This is a genomic window from Cupriavidus sp. BIC8F (assembly GCF_032465815.1).
In the GTDB taxonomy this organism is placed as follows: Bacteria; Pseudomonadota; Gammaproteobacteria; order Burkholderiales; family Burkholderiaceae; genus Cupriavidus; species Cupriavidus necator.
Genome location: NZ_CP136094.1, coordinates 4,256,445 through 4,281,579, shown reverse-complemented (window position 1 = coordinate 4,281,579; position 25,135 = coordinate 4,256,445). Strand labels below are relative to the sequence as shown.

General features: G+C 66.9%; 25 protein-coding genes. 18 read left to right on the top strand and 7 right to left on the bottom strand.

What is annotated here, in order from left to right:
- Together RS901_RS20125 and rmuC are read left to right on the top strand one after the other, a co-directional pair.
- A complete protein-coding gene (locus tag RS901_RS20125; RefSeq protein ID WP_316150755.1) occupies nucleotides 1-996 on the top strand; it encodes a D-glycerate dehydrogenase in 996 nt (331 codons plus the stop codon).
- 27 nt (nucleotides 997-1,023) lie between these two features.
- A complete protein-coding gene (gene rmuC / locus RS901_RS20120) occupies nucleotides 1,024-2,511 on the top strand; it encodes a DNA recombination protein RmuC (protein WP_316150753.1) in 1,488 nt (495 codons plus the stop codon).
- A gap of 81 nt (nucleotides 2,512-2,592) precedes the next feature.
- Here rmuC and RS901_RS20115 read toward each other — a convergent pair whose 3' ends face one another.
- From RS901_RS20115 to RS901_RS20095, 5 genes are all read right to left on the bottom strand, one after another.
- Complete coding sequence (locus tag RS901_RS20115) at nucleotides 2,593-2,874, bottom strand: hypothetical protein (protein ID WP_010814663.1); 282 nt, start codon at nucleotides 2,872-2,874, stop codon at nucleotides 2,593-2,595.
- A 194-nt stretch (nucleotides 2,875-3,068) separates the two neighbouring features.
- On the bottom strand, nucleotides 3,069-4,358 hold the full coding sequence (gene glp, locus RS901_RS20110; RefSeq protein ID WP_316150751.1) for a gephyrin-like molybdotransferase Glp: 1,290 nt from the start codon (nucleotides 4,356-4,358) through the stop codon (nucleotides 3,069-3,071).
- Nucleotides 4,359-4,364: 6 nt separating this feature from the next.
- Entirely contained in the window at nucleotides 4,365-4,964 is a 600-nt protein-coding gene (gene mobA, locus RS901_RS20105) for a molybdenum cofactor guanylyltransferase MobA (protein ID WP_316150750.1), read from the bottom strand.
- Between the two features lie 20 nt (nucleotides 4,965-4,984).
- Nucleotides 4,985-6,109, bottom strand: coding sequence for a GTP 3',8-cyclase MoaA (gene moaA / locus RS901_RS20100; RefSeq protein WP_316150749.1), 1,125 nt, complete (start codon nucleotides 6,107-6,109; stop codon nucleotides 4,985-4,987).
- Nucleotides 6,110-6,328: 219 nt separating this feature from the next.
- Nucleotides 6,329-9,424 (bottom strand): Rne/Rng family ribonuclease, encoded by a 3,096-nt coding sequence (locus RS901_RS20095; RefSeq protein WP_316150748.1) that lies wholly within the window; start codon nucleotides 9,422-9,424, stop codon nucleotides 6,329-6,331.
- A gap of 793 nt (nucleotides 9,425-10,217) precedes the next feature.
- Here RS901_RS20095 and RS901_RS20090 point away from each other — a divergent pair.
- From RS901_RS20090 to RS901_RS20075, 4 genes are all read left to right on the top strand, one after another.
- Complete coding sequence (locus tag RS901_RS20090; RefSeq protein ID WP_316153609.1) at nucleotides 10,218-11,222, top strand: RluA family pseudouridine synthase; 1,005 nt, start codon at nucleotides 10,218-10,220, stop codon at nucleotides 11,220-11,222.
- A 30-nt stretch (nucleotides 11,223-11,252) separates the two neighbouring features.
- Complete coding sequence (locus RS901_RS20085; RefSeq protein ID WP_316150747.1) at nucleotides 11,253-11,912, top strand: HAD-IA family hydrolase; 660 nt, start codon at nucleotides 11,253-11,255, stop codon at nucleotides 11,910-11,912.
- Nucleotides 11,905-12,303 (top strand): Rieske (2Fe-2S) protein, encoded by a 399-nt coding sequence (locus RS901_RS20080; RefSeq protein ID WP_316150746.1) that lies wholly within the window; start codon nucleotides 11,905-11,907, stop codon nucleotides 12,301-12,303. The genes RS901_RS20085 and RS901_RS20080 overlap by 8 nt, the downstream gene beginning before the upstream one ends.
- A 79-nt stretch (nucleotides 12,304-12,382) precedes the next feature.
- On the top strand, nucleotides 12,383-13,564 hold the full coding sequence (locus RS901_RS20075; protein ID WP_316150745.1) for a S49 family peptidase: 1,182 nt from the start codon (nucleotides 12,383-12,385) through the stop codon (nucleotides 13,562-13,564).
- 57 nt (nucleotides 13,565-13,621) lie between these two features.
- Here RS901_RS20075 and RS901_RS20070 read toward each other — a convergent pair whose 3' ends face one another.
- Together RS901_RS20070 and RS901_RS20065 are read right to left on the bottom strand one after the other, a co-directional pair.
- Entirely contained in the window at nucleotides 13,622-14,353 is a 732-nt protein-coding gene (locus RS901_RS20070; protein WP_316150744.1) for an SAM-dependent methyltransferase, read from the bottom strand.
- 16 nt (nucleotides 14,354-14,369) lie between these two features.
- Nucleotides 14,370-14,969 (bottom strand): Maf-like protein, encoded by a 600-nt coding sequence (locus RS901_RS20065; protein WP_013957375.1) that lies wholly within the window; start codon nucleotides 14,967-14,969, stop codon nucleotides 14,370-14,372.
- Between the two features lie 207 nt (nucleotides 14,970-15,176).
- Between RS901_RS20065 and RS901_RS20060 the strand changes: the two genes are divergently transcribed.
- From RS901_RS20060 to RS901_RS20005, 12 genes are all read left to right on the top strand, one after another.
- Nucleotides 15,177-15,767, top strand: coding sequence for a DUF177 domain-containing protein (locus tag RS901_RS20060; protein ID WP_013957374.1), 591 nt, complete (start codon nucleotides 15,177-15,179; stop codon nucleotides 15,765-15,767).
- Between the two features lie 119 nt (nucleotides 15,768-15,886).
- A complete protein-coding gene (rpmF, locus tag RS901_RS20055; protein ID WP_010814675.1) occupies nucleotides 15,887-16,066 on the top strand; it encodes a 50S ribosomal protein L32 in 180 nt (59 codons plus the stop codon).
- 165 nt (nucleotides 16,067-16,231) lie between these two features.
- A complete protein-coding gene (gene plsX, locus RS901_RS20050) occupies nucleotides 16,232-17,311 on the top strand; it encodes a phosphate acyltransferase PlsX (protein ID WP_035818382.1) in 1,080 nt (359 codons plus the stop codon).
- A 52-nt stretch (nucleotides 17,312-17,363) separates the two neighbouring features.
- Nucleotides 17,364-18,344 carry a beta-ketoacyl-ACP synthase III gene (locus tag RS901_RS20045; RefSeq protein WP_316150741.1) on the top strand — a complete coding sequence of 327 codons (981 nt, stop codon included), beginning with the start codon at nucleotides 17,364-17,366 and terminating at the stop codon, nucleotides 18,342-18,344.
- An 83-nt stretch (nucleotides 18,345-18,427) separates the two neighbouring features.
- Nucleotides 18,428-19,357 carry an ACP S-malonyltransferase gene (gene fabD / locus RS901_RS20040; protein WP_316150739.1) on the top strand — a complete coding sequence of 310 codons (930 nt, stop codon included), beginning with the start codon at nucleotides 18,428-18,430 and terminating at the stop codon, nucleotides 19,355-19,357.
- A gap of 16 nt (nucleotides 19,358-19,373) precedes the next feature.
- Nucleotides 19,374-20,123: a 3-oxoacyl-ACP reductase FabG gene (gene fabG, locus RS901_RS20035; protein WP_316150737.1), complete on the top strand. Its 750-nt coding sequence runs from the start codon at nucleotides 19,374-19,376 to the stop codon at nucleotides 20,121-20,123.
- A gap of 170 nt (nucleotides 20,124-20,293) precedes the next feature.
- Nucleotides 20,294-20,533 carry an acyl carrier protein gene (gene acpP / locus RS901_RS20030; RefSeq protein WP_008644813.1) on the top strand — a complete coding sequence of 80 codons (240 nt, stop codon included), beginning with the start codon at nucleotides 20,294-20,296 and terminating at the stop codon, nucleotides 20,531-20,533.
- A 190-nt stretch (nucleotides 20,534-20,723) separates the two neighbouring features.
- A complete protein-coding gene (gene fabF / locus RS901_RS20025; RefSeq protein ID WP_013957369.1) occupies nucleotides 20,724-21,956 on the top strand; it encodes a beta-ketoacyl-ACP synthase II in 1,233 nt (410 codons plus the stop codon).
- Entirely contained in the window at nucleotides 21,937-22,482 is a 546-nt protein-coding gene (locus RS901_RS20020; RefSeq protein ID WP_316150685.1) for a hypothetical protein, read from the top strand. Before fabF ends, RS901_RS20020 begins: the two co-directional genes overlap by 20 nt.
- Nucleotides 22,483-22,593: 111 nt before the next feature.
- A complete protein-coding gene (gene rpoE, locus RS901_RS20015; protein ID WP_010814682.1) occupies nucleotides 22,594-23,193 on the top strand; it encodes an RNA polymerase sigma factor RpoE in 600 nt (199 codons plus the stop codon).
- Between the two features lie 115 nt (nucleotides 23,194-23,308).
- Nucleotides 23,309-23,938 carry a sigma-E factor negative regulatory protein gene (locus RS901_RS20010; protein WP_316150672.1) on the top strand — a complete coding sequence of 210 codons (630 nt, stop codon included), beginning with the start codon at nucleotides 23,309-23,311 and terminating at the stop codon, nucleotides 23,936-23,938.
- Between the two features lie 8 nt (nucleotides 23,939-23,946).
- Nucleotides 23,947-25,026 (top strand): MucB/RseB C-terminal domain-containing protein, encoded by a 1,080-nt coding sequence (locus RS901_RS20005; protein WP_316150670.1) that lies wholly within the window; start codon nucleotides 23,947-23,949, stop codon nucleotides 25,024-25,026.
- Nucleotides 25,027-25,135 lie beyond the last annotated feature (109 nt).

Sequence of the window (25,135 nt, the reverse complement as noted above, 5' to 3'; positions counted from 1 at the left end):
ATGAAGCCGTCTGTCCTGGTCACCCGCGCCATCTATCCCGAAGTCATTGCGCACCTGGCGCAGTATTTCGATGTCGACGACAACCAGCAGGACGCGGTGCTGGACGCCGCCGCGCTGAAGGCGCGCCTGGCGGGCAAGGCCGGCGTGCTGGCCAACGCCGCCGACCGCATCGACGGCGACGTGGTCGCCGGGCTGCCGGCGCTGCGCGCGGTGTGCAATATGGCGGTCGGCTACAACAACCTGGACGTGCCGGCGCTGACGGCCGCCGGCATCGTCGCCACCAATACGCCGGACGTGCTGACCGAGACCACCGCCGACTTCGGCTGGGCCCTGCTGATGGCCACCGCGCGCCGCGTGACCGAGGCCGAGCACTACCTGCGCGCCGGCAAGTGGCAGCGCTGGAGCTACGACATGCTGGTCGGCATGGACCTGTACGGCAGCACGCTGGGCATCCTGGGCATGGGCCGCATCGGCCAGACGCTGGCGCGCCGCGCGAACGGGTTTGGCATGAGCGTGCTGTACCACAACCGCAGCCAGCTGCCGGCGGACGCCGAGCGCGCGCTCAACGCGCGCTATGTCAGCAAGGAAGACCTGCTGCGCCAGTCCGACCACCTGCTGCTGGTGCTGCCCTATGGCCCGCAGAGTCACCATGCCATCGGCGCGGCCGAGCTGGCGCTGATGAAGCCGACCGCGACGCTGGTGAACCTGGCGCGCGGCGGCATCGTTGACGACGCCGCGCTGGCGCAGGCGCTGCGTGACAAGCGCATCTTCGGCGCCGGCCTGGATGTGTTCGAGGGCGAGCCCGCCGTCCATCCGGACCTGCTGACGGTGCCCAACGTCGTGCTCACGCCGCATATCGCCAGCGCGTCCGAGAAGACCCGCCGTGCGATGGCGATGCTGGCCGCCGACAACCTGATCGCCGCGCTCGACCAGGGCCCGCAGGCCGGCCATCCGCCCACCGTGATCAACCCCGACGTCATGTCGCGGCGCCGCTAAGCCCGCCATCCACCTGTTTCCTGCTGCATGACCCTGATTCCGTTCCTGACGCTGGCCGTGGCGCTGCTCGCGGTCGCCCTGCTGGTTATCGTCCTGCTGCGCCAGCAGGCTGCCTCGCCGGGGGCCGAGCTTGGCCGGCAACTGGCCGACATGCGCGCGGAAAGCGCGCGCGGCATGGAGCGGCTGGAGCGCGAGGTGCGCACCGAAGTGGCCGGGGCCGCGCGCGGCAACCGCGACGAGTCGGCGCAGCAGATGCTGCGCTTCCAGCAGGCGCTGTCATCGCAGCTGACGGGCATTGCCACGCTGCAGAACAACCAGATCGACACCTTCGCGCAGCAACTGGCCAAGCTGACCGAGACCAACACCCAGCAGCTCGAGCAGGTGCGCCAGCACATGATGCTGCAGGGCCAGCAGGCGCGCGACGAGCAGGCCGGCACGCTGCGCCGCTTCGGCGACGGGCTGCAGCAGCAGCTGGCGCAGATGTCCGAAGCCAACGAGCGGCGCCTGGCCGAAGTGCGCGCCACGCTGGAGAAGAAGCTGCAGGACATCGAGGCCAACAACGCCGCCAAGCTGGAGGAAATGCGCCGCACCGTCGACGAGAAGCTGCACGCCACGCTGGAGCAGCGCCTGGGCGAATCCTTCCGGCTGGTGTCGGACCGGCTCGAGCAGGTGCACCGCGGCCTGGGCGAGATGCAGGTGCTGGCGCAGGGCGTGGGCGACCTGAAGAAGGTGCTGACCAATGTGAAGTCGCGCGGCACCTGGGGCGAAGTCCAGCTGGAAATGCTGCTGGAGCAGATGCTGACGCCGGAGCAGTACGGCAAGAATGTCGAGACCGTGCGCAACTCGGGCGCGCGGGTGGAGTTCGCCATCCGGCTGCCGGGCAAGGCGGCGGGTGGCGACAATGCGCCGGTCTGGCTGCCGGTCGACGCCAAGTTTCCCAAGGAACAGTACGAGCGCCTGGTGGACGCGCAGGAGCGGGGCGACCCGGACGGCGTGCTCGCTTTCGGCCGCGAACTGGAAGTGGCGCTGCGGCGCGAGGCCCAGACCATCGCCGAGAAATACCTGTCGCCGCCCCAGACCACGGATTTCGCCATCCTGTTCCTGCCGACCGAGGGTTTGTATGCCGAGGTGCTGCGGCGCCCGGGCCTGACCGACTTGCTGCAACGCGACTACCGCGTGACCGTGGCCGGGCCGACCACGCTGACCGCGCTGCTGAACAGCCTGCAGATGGGCTTCCGCACGCTGGCGCTGGAAAAGCGCTCAAGCGAGGTGTGGGAGGTGCTGGGCGCGGTCAAGACCGAGTTCGGCAAATTCGGCGACGTGCTGGCCAAGACCCGCGATACGCTGGAACGCGCCGCGCGCAATATCGAGCAGGCCGAAGTGCGCACGCGCCAGATGGCGCGCAAGCTGCGCACGGTGGAAGCGCTGCCGGGCGAGGCCGCGCAGCAGGTGCTTGGCCTCAATGCAGCAGAAGCGGCGGACGCGCCGGAGGCCGCCGAAGACAACGGCGGCTGAACGCGTGGCAGGGAAGGAGGCAGGGCAAGCCCCCGCAGGGGGCTGCCGAGTTTGCTGCCGGCCTGGGCGCCGGCGCGCGGCTCAGCGCTCGTCTTCGGGCGCCAGTTCGCGCACGTGGACTTCAATGCCGCCGAAGCGGGCGGCCACCCAGTTGTAGGCCTTGCAGGCCAGCCACAGCAGGCCGAAGCCGATCAGCGCATTCAGGATGATTGCGCTGAAGACCGTGATGGCGGGCAGGTCACCGTAGCGGACGAAGGTGACAAACAGGCCCAGCGACACGATCGGCAGCGAGAAGCACAGGTAGACCAGCACCAGCGCGCGGGCGGTCTTGACGGGGTGGAGGTAGGCGATCTCCTGATTCATGACGGGGGATACTCGAATGGTTCTGAATCGTGCGCCAAGTGTAGCGATTGGCCGATGCCAAGCATAGCCCGCCGTCGGCGGGGGCAGGCGAAAGCCCCGTGCCGGCAGTGCTACGGCCGCAAATGTGCGGCACAAAAACGACACATTGCTACCGGCGTGTGGCAAGCGCTTGCGTGCGGCGCCTGCCGGTCCGGCTAGACCAGTCCGTCGAACAGCATCACCTCGACCGCATCGCCGGCCTTGACCGAGTCTTGTTCGTGGCCGAGCACGATAAAGCAGTTGGCCTCGCTCATCGAGCGCAGCACGCCCGAGCCCTGCTGGCCGGTGATGCGCACTTCCCACTGGCCGTCGCCGGCGCGCGCCAGGATGCCGCGCTGGTACTCGGTGCGGCCGGGCTTCTTGCGGATGGCTTGCGCGCTGCGCACGCGCAGCAGCGGCAGCGGCGGCACGCTGGCGCCCATCAGCCGCTGCAGCGCGGCGCGCACGAAGTGGTAGAAGGTGACCATCACCGCCACCGGGTTGCCCGGCAGCCCGAACAGCAGCGCGTCGCGGCCGTTGGAATTGATCCGGCCGAAGGCCATCGGCCGGCCAGGGCGCATCGCGATCTTCCAGAACGTGACATCGCCCAGGCGCGCCATGATCTGCTTGGTGTAGTCGGCCTCGCCGACCGAGACGCCGCCGGAGGTGATGACCGCGTCGGCGGTCTCGCAGGCGGTGCGGAAGGCGGCTTCGAGCGCGTCTGGGTCGTCGCGCACCACGCCCATGTCGAGCAGGTCGACATTCATCCGGTGCAGCATGCCGTGCAGCGTGTAGCGGTTGGAGTCGTAGACGCAGCCGGGATCGAGCGGCTCGCCGATCGAGCGCAGCTCGTCGCCGGTGGAGAAGAACGCCACGCGCAGGCGCCGGCGCACGCGCACCTCGGCCACGCCCAGCGAGGCCAGTAGGCCCAGGTCGGCCGGCTGGAGGATGCGCCCGGCCTGCAGCGCGGCCTGGCCGCGTGCCAGGTCTTCGCCGCGCAGGCGCCGGTTGTCGCCGGTACGCACGCAGTCGGCGGCAAAGCGGATGCGCGCGCCGTCGTCCACGGCTTCCACGAATTCCTGCGGCACCACGGTGTCGCAGCCGGCCGGCATCACCGCGCCGGTCATGATGCGCACCGCCTGCGCCGCCGTGGGCGCCAGCGCGCCGGCACCGCCGGCGAAGGCGCTGCCGATGACTTCCAGTTCGACCGTGGCGGTCTGCGCGGCAGCCAGCGCGGCGCCCTGGAAGGCATAGCCGTCCATCGCCGAGTTGTCATGCGCCGGCACGTCGATGGCCGAGACGATGTCCTCGGCCAGCACGCGGTCCAGGGCGCTGCGGATCGGCAACTGCTCGACGCCGCGCACCGGCTCGACCACCTCGCCGATGATGCGGTTGGCCTGGTCCACGGGCAGGGCGGCGGGGTCGTAGTCGGAAAGGCAGGAGATGACGGATTGCAGGGTGGGCATGGTGGCTCAGCGCGTTTCGTGCGTGCGCAGTTCGTCCAGGGTGTTGATATTGGCAAAGGCCGCGGCGTCGTCGAAGAGCACTTCGGCCAGGCGGTGCGAGGCGGCCCAGGTCTCGATCTTGCGGCCGCCGCTGGAAAGATAAGCCACCAGGCTGTCCAGCGCACTGACCGGCATCAGGCAGAACACAGGTTGGGTCTGGCGCCGGCCGTCCTCGTCCAGCGTGACGGGGATCGCCAGGTCCGCGCCTTCGGCCTCGATCGCCTGCGCCAGGCGTGCCACTAGGTCGGTCGGCAGGAAGGGCGAATCGCAGGGCGCGGTCACCATCCACGGCGTGGCGCATTGCTCCAGGCCGGCCAGCATCCCCGCCAGCGGGCCGGCGAAGTCGGGCACGGAATCGGTGTAGACCGGCACGCCGAAGGACTCATAGGCGGCCAGGTTGCGGTTGGCATTGATCATCAGCCCGCCCACCTGGGGGGTCAGGCGCATCATCGTGTGCATGGCCATCGGCGTGCCGTGCAGTGGCTGCAGGCCCTTGTCGGTGCCGCCCATGCGGCTGCCCCTGCCGCCTGCGAGGATCAGGCCGGTGATGTCGTCGCGTGCAATCATGGATTGTGTGTGCGGCGGGGTCAGCCGCCGATATAGGACATCTCGATCTTGCGCTCGGCACGCTTGGCGCGCACCGTCGGGTCGCTGCGCTGCTCGGAATAATTGTCGGTGCGGCCCTGCCACACCTGCGCAATCGCATTGGAGATTTCCAGGTCGCTGTAGCCGCCGCGCAGCAGCGCGCGCAGGTCGAAGCCCTCGGTCGCGAACAGGCACAGGTAGAGCCGGCCTTCGGTGGACAGGCGGATGCGGCTGCAGTCGCCGCAGAAGGCGTGGGTGACGCTGGAGATCACGCCGATCTCGCCGCTGCCGTCGCGGTAGCGCCAGCGTTCGGCGGTTTCGCCGGAGTAGTTGGCCTGCACCGGTTCGAGCGGGAATTCCGCATCGATGCGCTTCACCACCTCGGCGGACGGCAGCACTTCATCCATCTGCCAGTGGTTGCTGGCGCCTACGTCCATGAACTCGATAAAGCGCAGGATGATGCCGCTGTGGCGGAAGTGGCGCGCCATCGGCACGATTTCCTGGTCATTGGTGCCGCGCTTGACCACCATGTTGACCTTGATCGGCGCCAGCCCCACGGCCTGCGCGGTCTCGATGCCGTGCAGCACGTCGGCGACGGCGAAGTCCACGTCGTTCATGCGGCGGAAGGTGGCGTCGTCGATCGCGTCCAGGCTGACGCTGACGCGCGTCAGTCCCGCGTCGCGCAGCGAGCGCACCTTGCGCGCCAGCAGCGAGGCGTTGGTGGTGAGCGTCAGGTCCAGCGGCTTGCCCGAGACGGTCTCGATCTTCGCCAGCATCTCCACCAGGTGCTCGATGTTCTTGCGCAGCAGCGGCTCGCCGCCGGTCAGGCGGATCTTCTCGACGCCGTGGGCGACGAACAGGCGCGCGGTGCGCTCGATCTCCTCGAAGCTCAGCAGCTCGGAATGCGGCAGGAAGGTGTAGTCCTTGTCGAAGACTTCCTTCGGCATGCAGTAGACGCAGCGGAAGTTGCAGCGGTCCGTCACCGAGATGCGCAGGTCATGCAGCGGCCGGCCGCGGGTGTCGGCCACCAGGCCGGTGGGGGCAGCCAGCTTGCCGGGAATGCTGGGCGTCATCGAGCGGTAGCGATGGTCGCGCAGGTCGAAAATCGGAATGACGGATTCGGTCATGGCCTGTGGGTGGGCACGGCGTCCGGGGAGCGGCATGGCGGCGTGGCCAAATCAGGGGCGCTCGAGGGCCGGATGCATTCTGCTGCCATTCTAGCCGAGGCGGGGGCGGGGCACCCGCATCCCCGGTGATGGCGGGGATTCATCCGGCCGGCTGCCCATGAAAAAAGGGGACGGCGTGGCCGTCCCCTTCTTGCTTTGGCTGCGGTGCAGCGGCAATGCTTACTGCTGCGATGCCATCTCCACTTCGCGGCCACCGGTTTCCACCAGGATCATCGGACCGTGGGGCAGCGGCGGCAGCGCCTTGCGCTCGCGCTGCACGCGCGGGGCGGGCGCGATGCGGGCGGCGGCTTCCTGGGCCGAACGCAGCTTGTCGCTGTCGGTATGGACCCATTGCAGGCCGGCGGTGGCGAGCATCGGTTCCAGGTTCTCCAGTGCCGCCGGGGTGGCCGGCGCTGCAGCAACGACCGGGGCTGCCGGGGCGAACACCTCGGCCGGTGCGGCTTCAGCCACAGGGGCGGCGACCGGCGCAGCGGCAGGTGCCGGCATGACCGGAGCCGCTTCGACGGCCACGCTTGCGGTGGTCTCAACAATCGCTTCGGCGGCAACGGCTTCCGTGACGGCGGCTACCGGGGCAGCTTGCTGGGGCACGGGCTCGGCAACCGGCGTGGTCACCGGGGCGGCCTCGGCGACCGGCGCGGGCGTCACGTCTTCCGGCACGGCGATGCGGATCGCTTCGACAGCCTCGGCTGCGGCGGCCACGGCCACGGCAGCTTGCGGTGCGGGCTCGGCCGGCACTGCAGCTTCAGCGCGCACCGGGGCAACGCCTTCGGCAGCGGCGGCTTCTTCGTCGCCTTCGCCTTCACCCTGGGCACCTTGCGCCGACTCGTCGCGCTCACGGCGATAGCGGTTGCGGCCACGTCGGTTGCGGCGGCGGCGCTCTTCGCCCTCAGCGGTTTCGGCGGCGCTCTCGGCACCTTCCGGCAGCTCGGCGCGGACGGCTTGCGTCTCTTCGGTCACTGCCTGCGGCAGTACGCCCAGTGCCTGGGCGGCGGCGATGGCTTCCGGCTGCGGTGCTTCACCGGCTTCGGCTTCGCGCAGTTCGCTGCGTTCGCGCTGGCGTTCACGCTGGCGCTCGCGGCGTTCCTGGTTGCGGTCGCGGCGGCCTTCCTGACGGCCCTCCACGCGCTCGCCCTGGGCGCGCTCGGCTTGCACGGCCTCGCCCTGGCGGGCCAGAGCCGGGGTGGCCTGGCCTTCACCTTGCTGGCGCGGCTGGCGGCCCTGGCGTTCGCCACGGCCCTCGCGTTGCTCGCCGCGCTCGGCGCCCTGGCGCTCACCACGTTCCGCGCGCTCGGCACGGTCGCCGCGCTGGCCACGGCCCTGGCGCTCGCCACGCTCACCACGCTCACCACGCTCGGTGCGCTCACCACGCTCGGCGCGGTCGCCACGCTCACCACGCTGGCCGCGGCCTTCGCCGCGCTGGCCGCGCTCGCGCCGGCCTTCGGCGCTACGGGCCTCGGTGGCAGCTGCCGGCTTGGCCGGCTCCACCACCGGCGGGGTCGCCGGGCGGGCACCGAACAAGCCCTTCAGCCATGCGATGAAACCGCCGCTGACCACCGGCTGGGTAGCCGGCACAGGCGGGGCGACCGGGGCTTCCGGCTTGGGCGCGCGCTCGGGGCGCGGCACCGACACCGGCGCCGGCTGTTCCGGGGTGATGCCCTTGACCGCGGCTTCCTGGCGCGGCTTGGCTTCTTCCTTGCGGCGGCTGCTGTAGCTGGTGTCGGCTTCCAGTTCCTTGGCGGCAGCCTCGGCCATGCGGTAGCTGGCGGTGCTCTCTTCCAGGCGCGGATCGTCGTGGCGCAGGCGCTCCAGCTTGTAGTGCGGCGTTTCCAGGTGCTTGTTGGGGATCAGCAGCACGTTGACCTTGAAGCGCAGCTCGATCAGGTTGATTTCCTGGCGCTTCTCGTTCAGCAGGAAGGCGGCCACCTCCACCGGCACCTGGCAGTGGATGGCGGCGGTGTTTTCCTTCATCGCCTCTTCCTGGATGATGCGCAGCACCTGCAGGGCGGACGATTCGGTATCGCGGATATGGCCGGTGCCGTTGCAGCGCGGGCAAGTGATGTGCGAGCCCTCCGACAGCGACGGGCGCAGGCGCTGGCGCGACAGTTCCATCAGGCCGAAGCGGCTGATCTTGCCCATCTGCACGCGGGCGCGGTCGTGGCGCAGGGCGTCCTTCAGGCGCGTTTCCACGTCCTTCTGGGCCTTGCCGGACTCCATGTCGATGAAGTCGATCACGATCAGGCCGCCCAGGTCGCGCAGGCGCAGCTGGCGGGCGATCTCGTCGGCGGCCTCGAGGTTGGTGCGCAGCGCGGTTTCCTCGATGTCGGCGCCCTTGGTGGCACGGGCCGAGTTCACGTCCACGGAGACCAGCGCCTCGGTGTGGTCGATCACGATGGCGCCGCCGGAGGGCAGCATCACCATGCGCGAATAGGCCGACTCGATCTGGTGTTCGATCTGGAAGCGCGAGAAGAGCGGCACGTCGTCCCGATACTTCTTCACGCGGTTCATGTTGTCAGGCATCACCACGCTCATGAAGGCGCGGGCCTGTTCGTAGATCTCGTCGGTATCGATCAGGATCTCGCCGATATCCGGCTGGAAGTAATCGCGGATGGCGCGGATGACCAGGCTGGATTCCAGGTAGATCAGCAGCGGGGCCTTGTTGTCGCCGGCGGCTCCATCGATGGCCTTCCACAGTTGCAGCAGGTAGTTCAGGTCCCACTGCAGTTCCTCGGCCGAGCGGCCGATGCCGGCGGTCCGGGCAATGATGCTCATGCCTTCCGGCACGGTCAGCTGCGCCATGGTTTCGCGCAGTTCCTGGCGGTCCTCGCCCTCGATGCGGCGCGACACGCCGCCGCCGCGCGGGTTGTTGGGCATCAGCACCAGGTAGCGGCCGGCCAGGGAGATAAAGGTGGTCAGGGCCGCGCCCTTGTTGCCGCGCTCTTCCTTCTCGACCTGGACGATCAGTTCCTGGCCTTCATGCAGGGCATCCTGGATGCGCGCGTTGCGCACGTCGATGCCTTCCTTGAAGAAGGCGCGGGCCACTTCCTTGAACGGCAGGAAGCCGTGGCGTTCTTCGCCGTAGTTGACGAAGCAGGCTTCCAGCGAGGGTTCGATGCGGGTGATGACACCCTTGTAGATGTTGCCCTTGCGCTGTTCGCGCCCGGCAGTCTCGATGTCGATATCGATCAGTTTCTGACCGTCGACGATGGCGACGCGCAATTCTTCCTGTTGCGTCGCGTTGAACAGCATGCGTTTCATCGCAATACCTCACTCCAGTGTCGCGGGTGGCACCGTCTGGGCGGTGTCCGCGGCGATCCATGGAGCACGCGAGGGAGCGAGCGAGGCGCGAGAATTGCCGGAAAGCGCCGCTGCGCGGGATAGGCGAGCGGCTGGGCGCGGGTGAAAGAGAGCGATGACGTCGGGGTAACGTCCGCGGGGCAGGAGAGAACACCGGAGGCTGCTCTTGCGCAGACATCCGGCGCGTTCCCGTGCCGGAGGCGATGCAGAACGCCGGCGCAACCGGCGCCGGCGGCATCGCGGCCGGCCGCGGAAGGCCTAGACGCGTCAAAGAGCAAATTTTTCGGACACGGCATGGTTGCCGTTGCTGCCTGACTACTCCTGGCGGGCGCACCTACTACTTCTTGGAATTCTGCGACCGGGCGCCGGTATTTCCAGTCAGGCGGCAGGCTAACCTGCCGGCCGGCACCGTTTCCCGGTGCTGGCAGGACTTCTCTCACCGAAGCGGATGCCGGCAGTGGCATCCGCCTTTAAATTCTGTTTTACCTGAACACTCAGTTCCCACGTCACCGCCTGCCTCGCCGAAGCCTCCTTTGGGCGACTTCCTGCATGCCGGCGGCACCGTGCGTGCTGCTTTTTACTGCCATTTGCCCGTCTGGCGCTTGGCGGAACGCAAAGTTGCGGGAGACGGGCGGGGTTGGCGGCAACCCCAAGTGTAGAATGCGAAAAATCCAAGAAAACTCGAAGATCAATCGCTTACACAGGTCTTGCGCTGCCGGCCACAAGCCGGGACAGCGAGGAAATTATATTGAAAATGAATGAGTTACGCCATCAAATTGAAAAGGCTGCCGAAGCTGCGCCGGCCAGCCCACAGGTGGCGTATGTCACGATTGACGAAGGCTCGGAAGGTCAGCGCATTGACAACTTCCTGCTGAAGGTGGCCAAGGGCGTACCCAAGAGCCATATTTACCGGGTGCTGCGTTCGGGGGAAGTTCGCGTCAATAAGGGCCGGATCGATGCCACTTACCGCCTGCAGTCGGGTGATGTAGTGCGCATTCCGCCAATGCGGGTGGCGAATTCGGCGCAATCGGCCGATGCCCAGCATGTGCCGGCGGGCGAATTCCCGGTGCTGTTTGAGGACGCCCAGCTGCTGGTGATCAACAAGCCGGCCGGCGTGGCCGTGCACGGCGGCTCGGGCGTGGCCTTCGGCGTGATCGAGCAATTGCGCCGGTCCCGGCCCCAGGCCAAGTTTCTGGAACTGGTGCACCGGCTCGATCGCGAGACCTCCGGCATCCTGGTGCTGGCCAAGAAGCGCTCGGCGCTGGTCCACCTGCACGAGCAGATTCGCGGCAGCGCGATGGACAAGCGCTATTTCGCCTGCGTGGCCGGCGAATTCCCGAACGCGCGCCAGCATGTGAAGCTGCCTCTATATAAGTACAGCACGCCGGACGGCGAGCGCCGGGTGCGGGTGCAGTCCGACGGGCTGGCCTCGCACACCGTGTTCAACCGGGTCGAGGCCTTCCGGGGCTTCACCCTGCTGGAGGCCGAACTGAAGACCGGCCGTACCCACCAGATCCGCGTCCACCTGGCCCACTCGGGTTTCCCGATCGTCGGTGACGAAAAATATGGCGACTTTTCGCTGAACAAGGCGCTGGCGCGTTCCGGCGCCAAGCCGGGCCTCAAGCGCATGTTCCTGCACGCCCACCGGCTGGTGTTTATCCACCCGGCCACGGGCGAGCCGCTGGCGGTGGAAGCGCCGCTGCCCGACGAGTGCGTCGGATTCCTGCAACAATTGCGTGAACTGCATGCCCCGGAGTAGGGTGGTGCATCAAACGTCACAAGGACTTCCATGGCCAGGCAACAATTTGACCTGATCGTTTTCGACTGGGACGGGACGCTGATGGACTCGACCCCGACCATCGCCAAGTGCATCCAGCTTGCCAGCCGCGACCTGGGCCTGCCGGTGCCGGATGACAGCGCCGCCAGCCACGTGATCGGGCTGGGCCTGAAGGATGCACTGTCTTACGCGGTGCCGACGCTGGACCCCGCCGACTACCCGCGCCTGGCAGAACGCTACCGCTACCACTTCCTCGCTCGCGACGCCGACCTGGTGCTGTTCGACGGCGTGCGCGAAATGCTGGAGACGCTGCGCGGCGAGCACTATTTTCTTGGCGTGGCCACCGGCAAGACCCGCGTCGGCCTGCAGCGCGCGCTGGCCGCGAGCGGCCTGACCCGCCTGTTCGACGCCACGCGCTGTGCCGATGAGACCTTCTCCAAGCCGCACCCGGCCATGCTGCACGAACTGACCCGCGAGCTGGGCCAGGACGTGGAGCGCACGGTGATGGTCGGCGACACCACCCATGACCTGCAGATGGCGGCCAATGCCGGAGCCAAGGGACTTGGCGTGTGCTATGGTGCACATCCTGCGGATGCTCTGCGCGCGATGGCGCCGGTGCATTGCGCGACCTCCATCCCCGACCTGACCGACTGGCTGCTGGCCCATGCCTGAGGCAGCGGCCGGCCAGGCGCCGGTGCGGCTGTGCGCTGCCGCGGACCTGGAGGAAGGCGGCCTGGGCGTGCGCTTCTCGGTGACGCTGGACCAGCGCAAGATCGGCGCCTTCGTGGTTCGTTTCGACGGCGCCGCGCACGGTTACCTGAACCAGTGCGCCCATGTGCCGATGGAACTGGACTGGCAGGAAGGCCGGTTCTTCGATGCCTCAGGCCTATACTTGATGTGCGCCACACATGGCGCGGTTTATGCGCCGGACAGCGGCGAGTGCGTCGGCGGTCCCTGCCGCGGTGCATCGCTGGCCAAGCTGCGCATCGAGGAGCGCGACGGCCACGTCTACTGGTTGCCGGAAGCGCCATACCGGATCGCTGCGCGCATGGACGGTGCCTGAATGACGGGCAGGGCCGGCGGTCAGGCCGGCCGTTGTATTTCCAGGCCTGGGTTGCCAGGCGTTTCCACGAGCGATTTGCATGACAGAACAACAGAAGCCGCCATCGGGTGAATCGGGTCAGCCGGACGAGCACAAGCCAGCCGGCGAAGGCGCGCCGGGCGAAGGAGCGCCCCAGGCGGAGTCCGAGCGCCTGGTCACGGCACCGCGCGCCGACTACCCGCTGGAAGACGAATTGCGCGCCGGCGACGACGCGGCAAGGCGTGAAGCGCGCGAGCGCGAGGCGCGCATGGCCGGTGCCACCGCGGGGCCCCCGGTTGGCGGCGGCGCCGGCTGGGAGCGCGATCTGCTGGAAAAAGTGCTGACCGCATCGCTGCGCGAGCAGCGCGCGGCACGGCGCTGGCGCATCTTCTTCCGCTTTGTCGGCCTGGGCATCGTGGCGCTGATCTTTATCGCGCTGTTTGATTTCAAGGGCGAGAAGGCCATCGGCTCGGGCCGCCACACCGCGATGGTGACGCTGGAAGGCGAGATCGCCGCGGGCACGCCGGCCAGCGCGGAATCGATCAATGCCTCGCTGCAGGCTGCATTTGCCGACGACAATGCCGCCGGCGTGATCCTGAAGATCAACTCGCCGGGCGGATCGCCGGTGCAGGCGGGCATCATCAACGATGAGATCCAGCGGCTGCGCAAGCTTCATCCGTCCAAGCCGTTCTATGTGGTGGTGGAAGAAATCTGCGCCTCGGGCGGCTATTACGTGGCCGCGGCGGCCGACAAGATCTATGTCGACAAGGCCAGCATCGTGGGCTCGATCGGCGTGCTGATGGACGGTTTTGGCTTTACCGGGCTGATGGACAAGCTGGGCGTGGAGCGCCGGCTGTACACCTCGGGCGCCAACAAGGGCATGCTGGACCCGTTCTCGCCGCAGGTGCCCAAGCAGAAGGCCTTTGCCGAGGCCATGCTCAAGCAGATCCACCAGCAGTTCATCGACGTGGTCAAGGAAGGGCGCGGCGACCGGCTCAAGGATGATCCGGAGGTGTTCTCCGGCCTGTTCTGGTCGGGCGAGCGCGCCATAGAGCTGGGCCTGGCCGACGGGCTGGGCAGTGCCGACTATGTCGCGCGCGATGTGCTCAAGGCCGCGGACATCGTCGACTACACCGTCAAGGAAAACATCGCCGAGCGCGTGGCCAAGCGCTTTGGCGCGGCAGTGGGCTCAGCAGCGATGAAGACCATGCTGTGGAGCAACCGCATGCAGGGCATGCACTGAGCCTGGAAGGTGCTGCGGCAACGGCAAAGGGGGCGTTCGCGCCCCCTTTGCCGTTGCTTACATGGCCAGCAGCGAGAATATCGCCGGGCGCTTGTGCAGGTCGATCCACTCGGGGCGCCAGTCCGACAGTGGCAGCGTGACGATGGTCTCGCCCGGCAGGGTCAGGTCCACGGCCACGGACAGCAGCGTGGTGCCGGCGCAGTGCTGGCGCATGGCTTCCAGCAGCGCCGCATTGCGGTAGGGCGTTTCGATGAACACCTGGGTCTGGCTGGACTTGCGCGAGCGCTGCTCCAGCTCACGCAGGCGCTGCGCGCGCTCGCCGGCATCGACCGGCAGGTAGCCGTTGAAGGCAAAGCTCTGGCCGTTCAGGCCCGAGCCCATCACCGCCAGCAGGATCGAGCTGGGCCCGACCAGCGGCCGCACGCGGATGCGGCGCGCATGGGCCAGCCGCACCAGGTCGGCGCCGGGGTCGGCCACCGCCGGCACGCCGGCCTCGGACAGCAGGCCGCCGTCGCGGCCGGCTTCGAGCGGGACCAGCAGCGCGGCCAGGGCGTCGGCGCGCGTGTTGACGTTCAGCTCGCGGATCTCGATCTGCTGGATCGGGCGCGCCAGCGGCGTGGTCTCGCCCAGCTTCTTCAGGAAGGCGCGCGCGGTCTTGGCGTTCTCGGCGACGAGGTAGTCCAGGTTGGCCGCGACCTGCTGCACGCCGGCCGGGATCACGTCAGCCAGCGGGTCGGCTTCGTCGCGCTTGCCGAGAGTGTTGGGGATCAGGTAAAGAGTGCCGCTCATCATGGGCTCGTGCGGGTCATGCGGAAAGGAGGGGGTAGCCGGCCTGGCGCAGCATGCCGGTCAGCGCGATCAGCGGCAGGCCGACCAGTGCGGTCGGGTCGTCCGACTCGACGCGTTCCAGCAGCGTGATGCCCAGGCCTTCGGACTTGGCGCTGCCGGCCACGTCGTAGGGGCGCTCCAGCTGCAGGTAGGTTTCGATTTCAGCGTCGGTCAGGTCGCGCATGGTCACGCGGGTCTGCACGTCGGCCAGCTGCACGGTACCGGTGCGTGCGTCCAGCAGGCACAGGGCCGAGTGGAAGGTGGCGGTGCGCCCGCGCATGCGGCGCAGCTGCGCCACGGCCTTCTCGTGCGTGCCGGGCTTGCCCATCTGCTCGCCGTCCAGGGTCAGCACCTGGTCCGAGCCGATCACCAGCACGCCCGGATGGCGCGCGGCAATGGCTTCGGCCTTGCGCTGCGACAGGCGCAGCGCGGTGGCTTCGGGCGCTTCGCCGGCAAGCGGGGTTTCGTCGATGTCGGGCACGGCCACCTCGAACGGGATGCGCAGGCGCGCCAGCAATTCGCGGCGGTAGGGTGAGCCGGAGCCAAGGATCAGGCTGGGGCGGGGGTCTGGGGACATAAGTAAGAAGAATCGAAACAGGAAGCGAAGCAGTAAAAGGTGCGGCCCGCGTTGCAAGACCTTTGACCTCGGCACGGTTTACGTCGTACAATCGCGCGTTTTGCCGCATCCGCACCCGGGCGCAGTGCCGCCAATGTGCGCGGCCCGTAGTCCGACAGGCGTGGAATGTGGCGAACCAGTCATTGTATAGCGACCGGAGCCACGCACATGACCCAGCCGATTGACCTGCGCGCGCTTGATCTCTTCGCCTTGTGCCGGAAGGGTGAAAGCCTGGCCGGCGACGTGGCGGTGCGGGATTTGCCGCGCATCTTAGCCGAGACCGCCGCGCAAGCGCCAGCCTCGGCACCCGATGAGACGTTTGCCTATACGGCCACTGGCTTCATGCGTGAAGAGGCGGCCGAGCCGGGCGCCCCGGTGGCGCGGCGGCTGTTCCTCGACGTGACCGTGCAGGGCCGGATATGGCTGGATTGCCAACGCTGCCTGGCCCCCTATGCCGAGCCGATCGATACGGCAACGCGTTTCGAGGTGGTGGAAAGCGAGGAAGCGGCCGACGCCGCGCCGATGGACGACGACGAAGTCGACGTGATCGCCGGCTCGAAGCATTTCTCGTTGCTGGACCTGATTGAAGATGAAGTGCTGCTGGCGTTGCCGGTGGCCCCCAAGCATGACGTCTGCCCGACGGTGCACGAAAGCCTCGTGACCGGTTCGGACGGCGAGGCGCAGCCAGAGGCTGAGCCTGAGGAAGAAAAGCGGCCTTCGCCCTTTGCGGCGCTGGCCGGCCTGAAGACCAAGCATTGATGCCGCCGACAGGCGGTGCGCAAGGTCTTGCAGGTGAATCTGAAGCATCCGGCCGGGCCCCGGCTACGCCTTGGGCGGGATGCGTGTGTTAATATTGAACAATTCTCGAAGGAGTCATCATGGCTGTTCAACAGAACAAGAAGTCGCCGTCCAAGCGCGGCATGCACCGTTCGCACGATCACCTGTCGGCCGCGCCGCTGGCAGTTGAGCCGACCACCGGCGAAACCCACCTGCGTCACCACGTCAGCCCGAACGGCTACTACCGTGGCCGCAAGGTCATCAAGACCAAGAACGACTGATAGCTTCGTTCGGCGTGACGTTGCGTCTCGCTCGAGCATGCCTGTAGGTCGGACACTAAAAGGTCAGAGACAAAAAAGCGGCAAGATCGTTGCCGCTTTTTTGTTGGGCGCTCGGATTTCCCGCCGGGCGTGGCGTGCGCCGCCGCGCTATCCGTACCAGGAACAATGACGATCAAAATCGCTATCGACTGCATGGGCGGCGATCACGGAGTCTCCGTGACGGTGCCTGCGGCGATCAGTTTTCTTTCCCGCCACGACGACGCCGAGATGGTGCTGGTCGGCTTGCCCGACCCCATCCGGACGCAGCTGAAAAAGCTGCACGCGCTGGACCATCCGCGCGTGACTATCGTCGAGGCCACCGAGGTCATCACCATGGATGACCCGGTCGAGGTGGCGCTGCGCAAGAAGAGGGACTCGTCGATGCGCGTCGCCGTCACGCAGGTCAAGGAAGGCCTGGCCGGTGCCTGCATCTCCGCCGGCAACACCGGCGCGCTGATGGCGGTGTCGCGCTATGTGCTCAAGACGCTCGAAGGCATCGAGCGGCCGGCCATCGCCACCACCATCCCGAACGAGCAAGGTTGGGGCACCACCGTGCTGGACCTGGGCGCCAATGCCGACTGCGAGCCCGAGCACCTGCTGCAGTTCGCGCGCATGGCCGAAGCCATGGTGGCCGTGGTCGACCACAAGGAACACCCCACGGTGGGCCTGCTGAACATCGGCGAGGAAGTCATCAAGGGCAATGAGGTGGTCAAGCGTGCCGGTGAACTGCTGCGCGCCTCGGAGCTGAACTTCTACGGCAACGTGGAAGGCAACGACATCTTCAAGGGCACTACCGACATCGTGGTCTGCGACGGCTTTGTCGGCAATGTGGCACTCAAGAGCACCGAGGGCCTGGCCAAGATGATCGGCAGTATGATCAAGGAAGAATTCACCCGCTCGTGGTTCACCAAGCTGCTGGCCGCGGTCGCCATGCCGGTGCTGTCGCGCCTGGCCAGGCGGCTCGACCCGGCGCGCTACAACGGCGCCTCGTTGCTTGGGCTGCGCGGGCTGGTGATCAAGAGCCACGGCTCGGCCGATGCCCATTCTTTTGAGTGGGCCATCAAACGCGGGTATGATGCCGCCAAGAATGGCGTGATCGCCCGCATCACCCGGGCTTTTGCCGATAAATCCAGCGCCGCAGGCGCTGCACAGCCCGCCCCGGAGACAGAGGTGCCTGGCGCGCATCCCAGCCCCCACGTCGCCTGAGCGCCACGCGCGCCGGTCGAGGGTGCCTGCGGGCCATACGATCCGACAATACATGACCAAGTACGCAAAAATCATCGGTACCGGGAGCTACCTGCCTCCGCGGCGCGTGACCAACCATGACCTGGCCGCGCAGCTTGCCGAAAAGGGCATCGAGACCAGCGACGACTGGATCGTCTCGCGCAGCGGCATTTCCGCACGCCACTGGGCCGAGCCGAATGTGACCAGCAGCGATCTCGCGGTCAAGGCTGCCGAGCAGGCCATCGAAGCTGCCGGCATCGACCGCCAGAGCATCGACCTGATCATCGTCGCCACCTCGACGCCGGACTTTGTGTTCCCCAGCACGGCCTGCATCGTGCAGGAAAAGCTGGGTATCACCAACCACTGCCCGGCCTTCGACCTGCAGGCGGTGTGCTCGGGCTTCGTGTACGCGCTGGCCACGGCCGACAAGTTCATCCGCAGCGGCTCGCACCGCAACGTGCTGGTGATCGGCACCGAAGTGTTCTCGCGCATCCTGGACTTCAACGACCGCACCACCTGCGTGCTGTTCGGCGACGGTGCCGGCGCCGTGCTGCTGTCGGCGTCCGAGGAGCCGGGGATCCTGTCCACCGCGATGCACTCGGACGGCAGGCATGTCGATATCCTGTGCGTGCCGGGCAACGTCGCCGGCGGCAACATCACCGGCAACCCGTTCCTGCACATGGACGGCCAGGCTGTGTTCAAGCTGGCCGTGAATGTGCTGGACAAGGTCGCGCGCGAAGCCATGGAGGCTGCCAGCGTGACGCCGGACCAGGTCGACTGGCTGATTCCGCATCAGGCCAATATCCGCATCATGCAGGGCACGGCGAAGAAGCTGGGCCTGCCGGCGGAGCGCATGGTCGCCACCGTGCATGAGCACGGCAACACCTCGGCCGCGTCGATCCCGCTGGCACTGGACGTCGCGGTGCGCGACGGCCGCATCCGCCCGGGCCAGACCGTGCTGATGGAAGGCGTGGGCGGCGGCTTCACCTGGGGCGCGGTGCTGCTGCGCATGTGATTCGCGGCCGGCGCCATGGCATGCCGCGCATGCAGGACATGCCGCAGCGCCGGCCACCCGTTTCTTGTTAGGGTTCCATTCCGATGAAATTCGCTTTCGTATTTCCCGGCCAGGGTTCGCAGTCGGTCGGCATGCTCAATGCCTTCGCCGATAACGCCGTGGTGCGCGCCACCGTGGAAGAAGCCTCGGCCGCGCTCGGCCAGGATCTCGGCCGCCTGATCGCCGAAGGTCCCGCCGAAGAGCTGAACCTGACCACCAACACGCAGCCGGTGATGCTGACCGCCGCCGTGGCGGTCTACCGTGCCTGGCTGGACGCCGGCGGCCCGGCGCCGGCGCTGGTTGCCGGCCACAGCCTGGGCGAGTACTCTGCGCTGGTGGCCGCGGGCGTGATCCCGTTTGCCGATGCGGTGCCGCTGGTGCGCTTCCGCGCGCAAGCCATGCAGGAAGCCGTGCCGGTGGGCGAGGGCGCCATGGCCGCGATCCTGGGCCTGTCCGATGCCGACGTGCGCGCCGCTTGCGCCGAGGCATCGGCCGCGGGCGTGGTCGAGGCCGTGAACTTCAACGCGCCGTCGCAGGTGGTGATCGCCGGCCACAAGGCCGCGGTCGAGAAGGCCTGCGAAATCGCCAAGGGCAAGGGCGCCAAGCGCGCGCTGCCGCTGCCGGTTTCGGCGCCGTTCCACTCGTCGCTGCTCAAGCCCGCTTCGGACCGCCTGCGCGAGCGCATGGCCGGCCTGGCTTTCTCGGCGCCGTTGATCCCGCTGGTGAACAACGTCGACGTCGCCATCGTCAATGATCCGGACGCGATCAAGGACGCCCTGGTGCGCCAGGCCGCCGCGCCGGTGCGCTGGGTCGAGTGCGTGCAGAAGATGGCCGCCGAAGGCATCACGCACGTGATCGAATGCGGCCCCGGCAAGGTGCTGGCCGGCATGACCAAGCGCATCGACGGCAGCCTGACCGGCGGCGCGATCTTCGATCCGGCCTCGCTGCAAGACACGCTGGCACTGCTGAAGTAAGCAAGAGGACATCCGCATGACCAAACTTCTCGACAACCAGATTGCGCTGGTCACCGGCGCCTCGCGCGGCATCGGCCGCGCCATCGCGCTGGAACTGGCCCGCCAGGGCGCCACCGTGATCGGCACCGCCACCAGCGAAGCCGGCGCGGCCGGCATCACCGATTACCTCGGCGCCGATGGCCTGAAGGGCAAGGGCGCCGTGCTCAACGTCAATGACGCGGCCGCTTGCGACGCGCTCATCGACGAGATCGTCAAGACCCACGGCGGCATCGGCGTGCTGGTCAACAATGCCGGCATCACGCAGGACCAGCTGGCGATGCGCATGAAGGACGAGGACTGGCTGGCCGTGATCCAGACCAACCTGACTTCAGTGTTCCGCCTGTCGCGCGCGGTGCTGCGCCCGATGATGAAGGCCCGCCAGGGCCGCATCATCAATATCACTTCGGTGGTGGGCTCGGTCGGCAACCCCGGCCAGATGAACTACTCTGCTGCCAAGGCGGGCGTGGCGGGCATGACCCGCTCGCTGGCCGCGGAAATTGGCAGCCGCAACGTGACCGTGAACTGTGTCGCGCCGGGCTTTATCGACACCGACATGACCAAGGCGCTGTCCGAAGAGCAGCATGCTTCGCTCAAGACACAGATTCCGCTGGGTCGCCTTGGTCAGCCGGAGGATATCGCCAACGCGGTGGCCTTCCTGGCTGGTCCGCAAGCCGCTTACATTACCGGCACTACGCTGCATGTGAACGGCGGGATGTACATGAATTAATGGGTTTTTAGTTGGCTGGTTTCGGGGGAGAAGCCCGAAGAAGCCGCCTGAAGTAGTAGTTTTCCGAACCAAACGGGCGCGATTCTTGCAAAGCTTGGCAGGCGGCATTTCTGTCGCCTCAAACCTGCTAAAATGCGCCCACTTTTTGTCGAACTTCCCTGGAGGGTTACATGGACAATATCGAACAACGCGTCAAGAAAATCGTGGCAGAACAGCTTGGCGTGGCCGAGGCAGACATCAAGAACGAATCGTCGTTCGTGAACGATCTCGGTGCGGACTCGCTGGACACGGTTGAACTCGTGATGGCGTTGGAAGATGAATTCGGCATGGAAATTCCTGATGAGGAAGCCGAAAAGATCACGACCGTGCAACAGGCTATCGACTACGCCACCGCGCACGTCAAGGCCTAAGCCCGTCGTCTCTGCATTCCGAGCCACAGAAGGCAGGTGGGCGGGCCGTTGCGGCCGCGCCTTGCTGTTTTCTGTGGCTTTCGTCTGTTTGAAGAAGCAGAATGGAATGTGTTTCGCCGTGCGGCCCGCAAGGCCGGCGGCGGGTTGATCTCCGTTCCGTTCCCGTTTCACGCACCCGTAGGAAAACATAGTGAGCCGTCGTCGCGTCGTCGTCACTGGGCTTGGCCTTGTGTCTCCGGTCGGAAACACGGTTGCCGAAGGCTGGGCCAACCTGGTTGCCGGCAAGTCCGGCATCGCCACCATCACCAAATTCGATCACTCCGCGCTTTCCGTGCACTTTGCCGGTGAAGTGAAGGGTTTCAATGCCGAGGACTACATCCCCGCCAAGGAAGCCCGCGCGATGGATACCTTTATCCATTTCGGCATTGCAGCCGGTACGCAGGCCCTGAAGGACAGCGGCCTGGAAGTGACCGACGCCAATGCCGAGCGCATCGGCGTGCTGGTCGGTTCGGGCATCGGCGGGCTGCCGTTGATCGAAGAGACCCACGCCGTGCTGACCGAGCGTGGTCCGCGCCGGATTTCGCCGTTCTTCGTGCCGGGATCGATCATCAACATGATCGCGGGCCACTTGTCGATCATCCACGGCATCAAGGGGCCGAACCTGGCTGCCGTGACGGCTTGCACGACCGGCCTGCACAGCATTGGCCTGGCCGCCCGCCTGATCCAGGCCGGCGATGCCGACGCCATGCTGGCAGGCGGTGCCGAGTCGACCGTGTCGCCGCTGGGCATCGGCGGTTTCGCCGCTGCGCGTGCGCTGTCGACGCGCAATGACGATCCGGCGGCCGCTTCGCGTCCGTGGGACAAGGACCGCGACGGCTTCGTGCTGGGCGAAGGCGCGGGGGTGATGATGCTGGAGGAGTACGAGTCGGCCAAGGCGCGCGGCGCGCGCATCTATGCCGAGCTGATCGGCTTTGGCATGAGCGGCGACGCCTATCACATGACCGCGCCGAACATGGACGGCCCGCGCCGTTGCATGGTCAATGCGCTCAAGGACGCCGGCATCAATACGGACCAGGTGCACTACCTGAACGCCCACGGCACGTCCACGCCGCTGGGCGACAAGAACGAATCCGATGCGATCAAGGCCGCATTCGGCGAGCAGGCCTACAAGATGGTGGTGAACTCGACCAAGTCCATGACCGGCCATCTGCTGGGCGGTGCCGGCGGCCTGGAATCGGTCTTCACCGTGCTGGCGCTGCACAACCAGGTGTCGCCGCCGACGATCAACCTCGACAACCAGGATCCCGAGTGCGACCTGGACTACGTGGCCAACACGGCGCGCGAGATGAAGATCGACGTCGCGGTGAAGAACAACTTCGGTTTCGGCGGCACCAACGGCACGCTTGTTTTCCGCCGCGCCTGATCCGTGGTTGAGGCGGGCCCTTCGCGGGCTGCGCCAGGGCAGGGTCCACCCGTTGCGGTGGGCCCTGTTCGTGTTTTGTGCCGGCGAAACGCTGGCGCTCGCGCTGCTGGCGCGGACGCTGGCCGATGTGGTAGCCGGCAGTCAGGCTGGTTTCCATCGGGGGCATGCCGCCATGGCGCTGGGACTCGCGCTAGCCGCCACGGCGACGGTGCGTGCCTGGCCGGCGTGGTGGCGCGGCCTGCGCTGGCGCTGCACGGCGGTGCTGCACGCGCCCGATGGCAAGGGGCCATTGCGGATCCGCCTGCAAGGGCCGGGCGGTGCCCGGCACGAGGCTGGGGTCAGGCAATGCTGGCAGGCCGGCGGCGCCGCTGTCGTGCGCCTGGTCCCCGGAGCGCCCGGGATGCCGGGCGCCATCTTTCTTCCCTGGCAGGCGGATTCGCCCGAGATGGCGCGGCGGTTGCAACGCGCCGCCAGAGTTGCACTGCGGGTGCAACCTGATAGGCAGGCAGGGGAACGATTTTGTTAGCTTACGGTCACAGGATGCGCGTTGCTTCACCGGGCGGGCTTAGAATCGTAGGTAAAATACAACGTTTGTCGTGACGACCAAACCAAGAGATACACTGCAGGTGAGCCATACGTGAGCGAACGCGAAGCCGATCAGCTCCTAGTTGAACGCGTCCAGCAGGGCGACAAGCGGGCCTTTGAACTTCTGGTGACCAAATACCATCGGAAGATCATTCGCCTGATTTCGCGCCTGGTCAGGGACCCCGCTGAGGTTGAGGATGTGGCGCAGGATGCCTTTATCAAGGCATACCGCGCCTTGCCCCAGTTCCGCGGGGAGTCGGCCTTCTATACGTGGCTGTACCGGATCGCCGTCAACACGGCCAAGAACTACCTGGCCACCCAGGGCCGCCGCCCGGAAGCGTCCAGCGATATCGATGCAGAAGAGGCTGAAACTTTTGCGGACGGTGAGCAACTAAGGGATATCAATACGCCGGAGTCGATGCTCCACACGCGCCAGGTCGCCGAGACGGTGAACCGCGCAATGGAGGCCCTTCCGGAGGAATTGCGGACCGCCATCACGCTGCGCGAGATCGAGGGCCTCAGCTATGAGGAGATCGCCGAAGCGATGGGATGTCCGATCGGCACGGTGCGTTCGCGGATTTTCCGGGCGCGCGAGGCGATTGCCGAGAAGTTGCGTCCGCTGCTGGGAACGGCAGAGGGCAAGCGGTGGTAGTAGTCGGGTAGTCAAGAAGAATGTCGTGCGGCCAGCGTTGCAGCGTATTCCTGCATCGATAAGCGACAGAAGTGACGGGATTATCGGTGTTCAATGGAATGTCTTGGGGTGGGAAATGGGTCAGGCTCATAAGCAGTCGGTTCATGTAGTGGAAGCAGCGGAGCAGATCTCCGTATTGATGGATGGCGAACTGGCGCTGCACGAAGTCGATGCCGTGCTGGGCCTCGCGAAAAGCGATGCCGGCATGTCCGACTGGGCCACTTACCAGTTGATCGGCGACACGCTGCGTTCGGAAGACCTGACGCACGCGGGTTCCACCACTGCTTTCCTCTCTCGTTTCTCCGCGCGCCTGGAAGCCGAGCCGCACGTACTGGTGCCGGCAGTGGCGCAGGCCAGCGCCCGCCACCGCCTGCTGGTCAGGCCGTCGTGGGTGCGCCGCGTGATGCCGGGCACCGCGATCGCCGCCGCCGTGGCAGCGGTCAGCTGGGTGGTCGTGCCGCAGATGCGCGGCCCCGCCACGCTGGCCACCCCCGATGCCGTGGTGGCGCGCGCCGACCAGCCCGCGCCAGGCCCGGCCTCTGGCATCGTCACCGTGGCGGCGGAAAATCCCCAGATGATCCGCGACCCGCGCTTGGACGAATACCTGCGTGCCCATCGCACGTCGGTGGCAACGGATGCGTTCGTGCCCACCATGCGCACGGTTGCCAACGGTGCAAACTTCACTCAGGAAAATACGCAGGAATAATGCCGGACATGCATAAAGGAGGGTCGCCCGCCTATGTAGCGGGCGCGCAGAAAATCAGGGCCCTGCGTAGGTCCTTTTTTCTGGCCTTGTGTCTGAGCGCTGCCGCGGCCACCGCACAGCCTTCAGACAGTACGCTGAACCGACGCGATGCCACCGCCTGGCTCAACAAGATCCACAAAGCCGCACAGCGCGAAAACTATGTCGGCACGCTGATCTACCAGCGCGGCAGCGTCATGCACGCCTCGCGTATCCAGCATTACAGCGATCTCGTCCACAACGAGTACGAACGCCTGGAAACGCTCGACGGCAAGCCGCGCGAGGTGCTGCGGCAGAATGACGTGGTGCACAGCCTGATCCCCGAAGCCAAGCTGGTGGTGGTGGAGAAGCAGGAAGCCAAGGACCGCTTCCCGGCGCTGCTCGCCACCAATAAGAACGACGTGCTGGACCTGTACGACATGCGCAAGATGCCCGCCGAGCGGGTGGCAGGCATGGAGTGCGAGGTCTTTGCGCTGGAGCCGCACGATGCCGCACGCTATGCGGTGCACCTGTGGGCGGAGAAAAACTCCGGCCTGCTGATGCGCGCGCAGACCATTGGCGACGGCGGCAAGGTGCTGGAGCAGGTCGCGTTCTCGCAGGTGCAGATCGGGGTGCCATCCGAAAAGCAGCGTATCCTCGGGGCGATCAAGAATTCCAGCAGTTGGAATCGCTATGAGGTGACCTACCAGCCGACCAATATCGCCGACGAGGGCTGGTCGATTGCCGTGCCGCTCAAGGGCTTCCAGAAGATCCGCGAAGTGCGCCGTCCGCTCGGCGAACTGCGCGCGCCCGCGCCGGGCAACGCGCGCGGCCAGGTCTTCGAAGTGCTGCAGGTCGTCTACAGCGACGGGCTGACTGGCCTGTCGGTCTTCATTGAACCGGTTTCCGAGCAACGTGTGCGTCGCGAGGGCGTGGCCGCGCTCGGCGCGACCCAGGTCGTGGTGCGCCGGATTGCCGATTTCTGGATTACCGTGGTGGGCGAGGTGCCGGCGAGCACCGTCCGGCAGTTTGCGACCGCCGTGGAATACCGCCCGCCCAAGGCGGTACACTGAGCTTGACGCAGGTGCAGCCGACGCCGCCGGACTCTGTCCCGGCGCCGGCTCCATGAAACCTGCGCAGGGGTCCCCGCCACGGGATCACATCCAGACGGTTTTTCTTCTA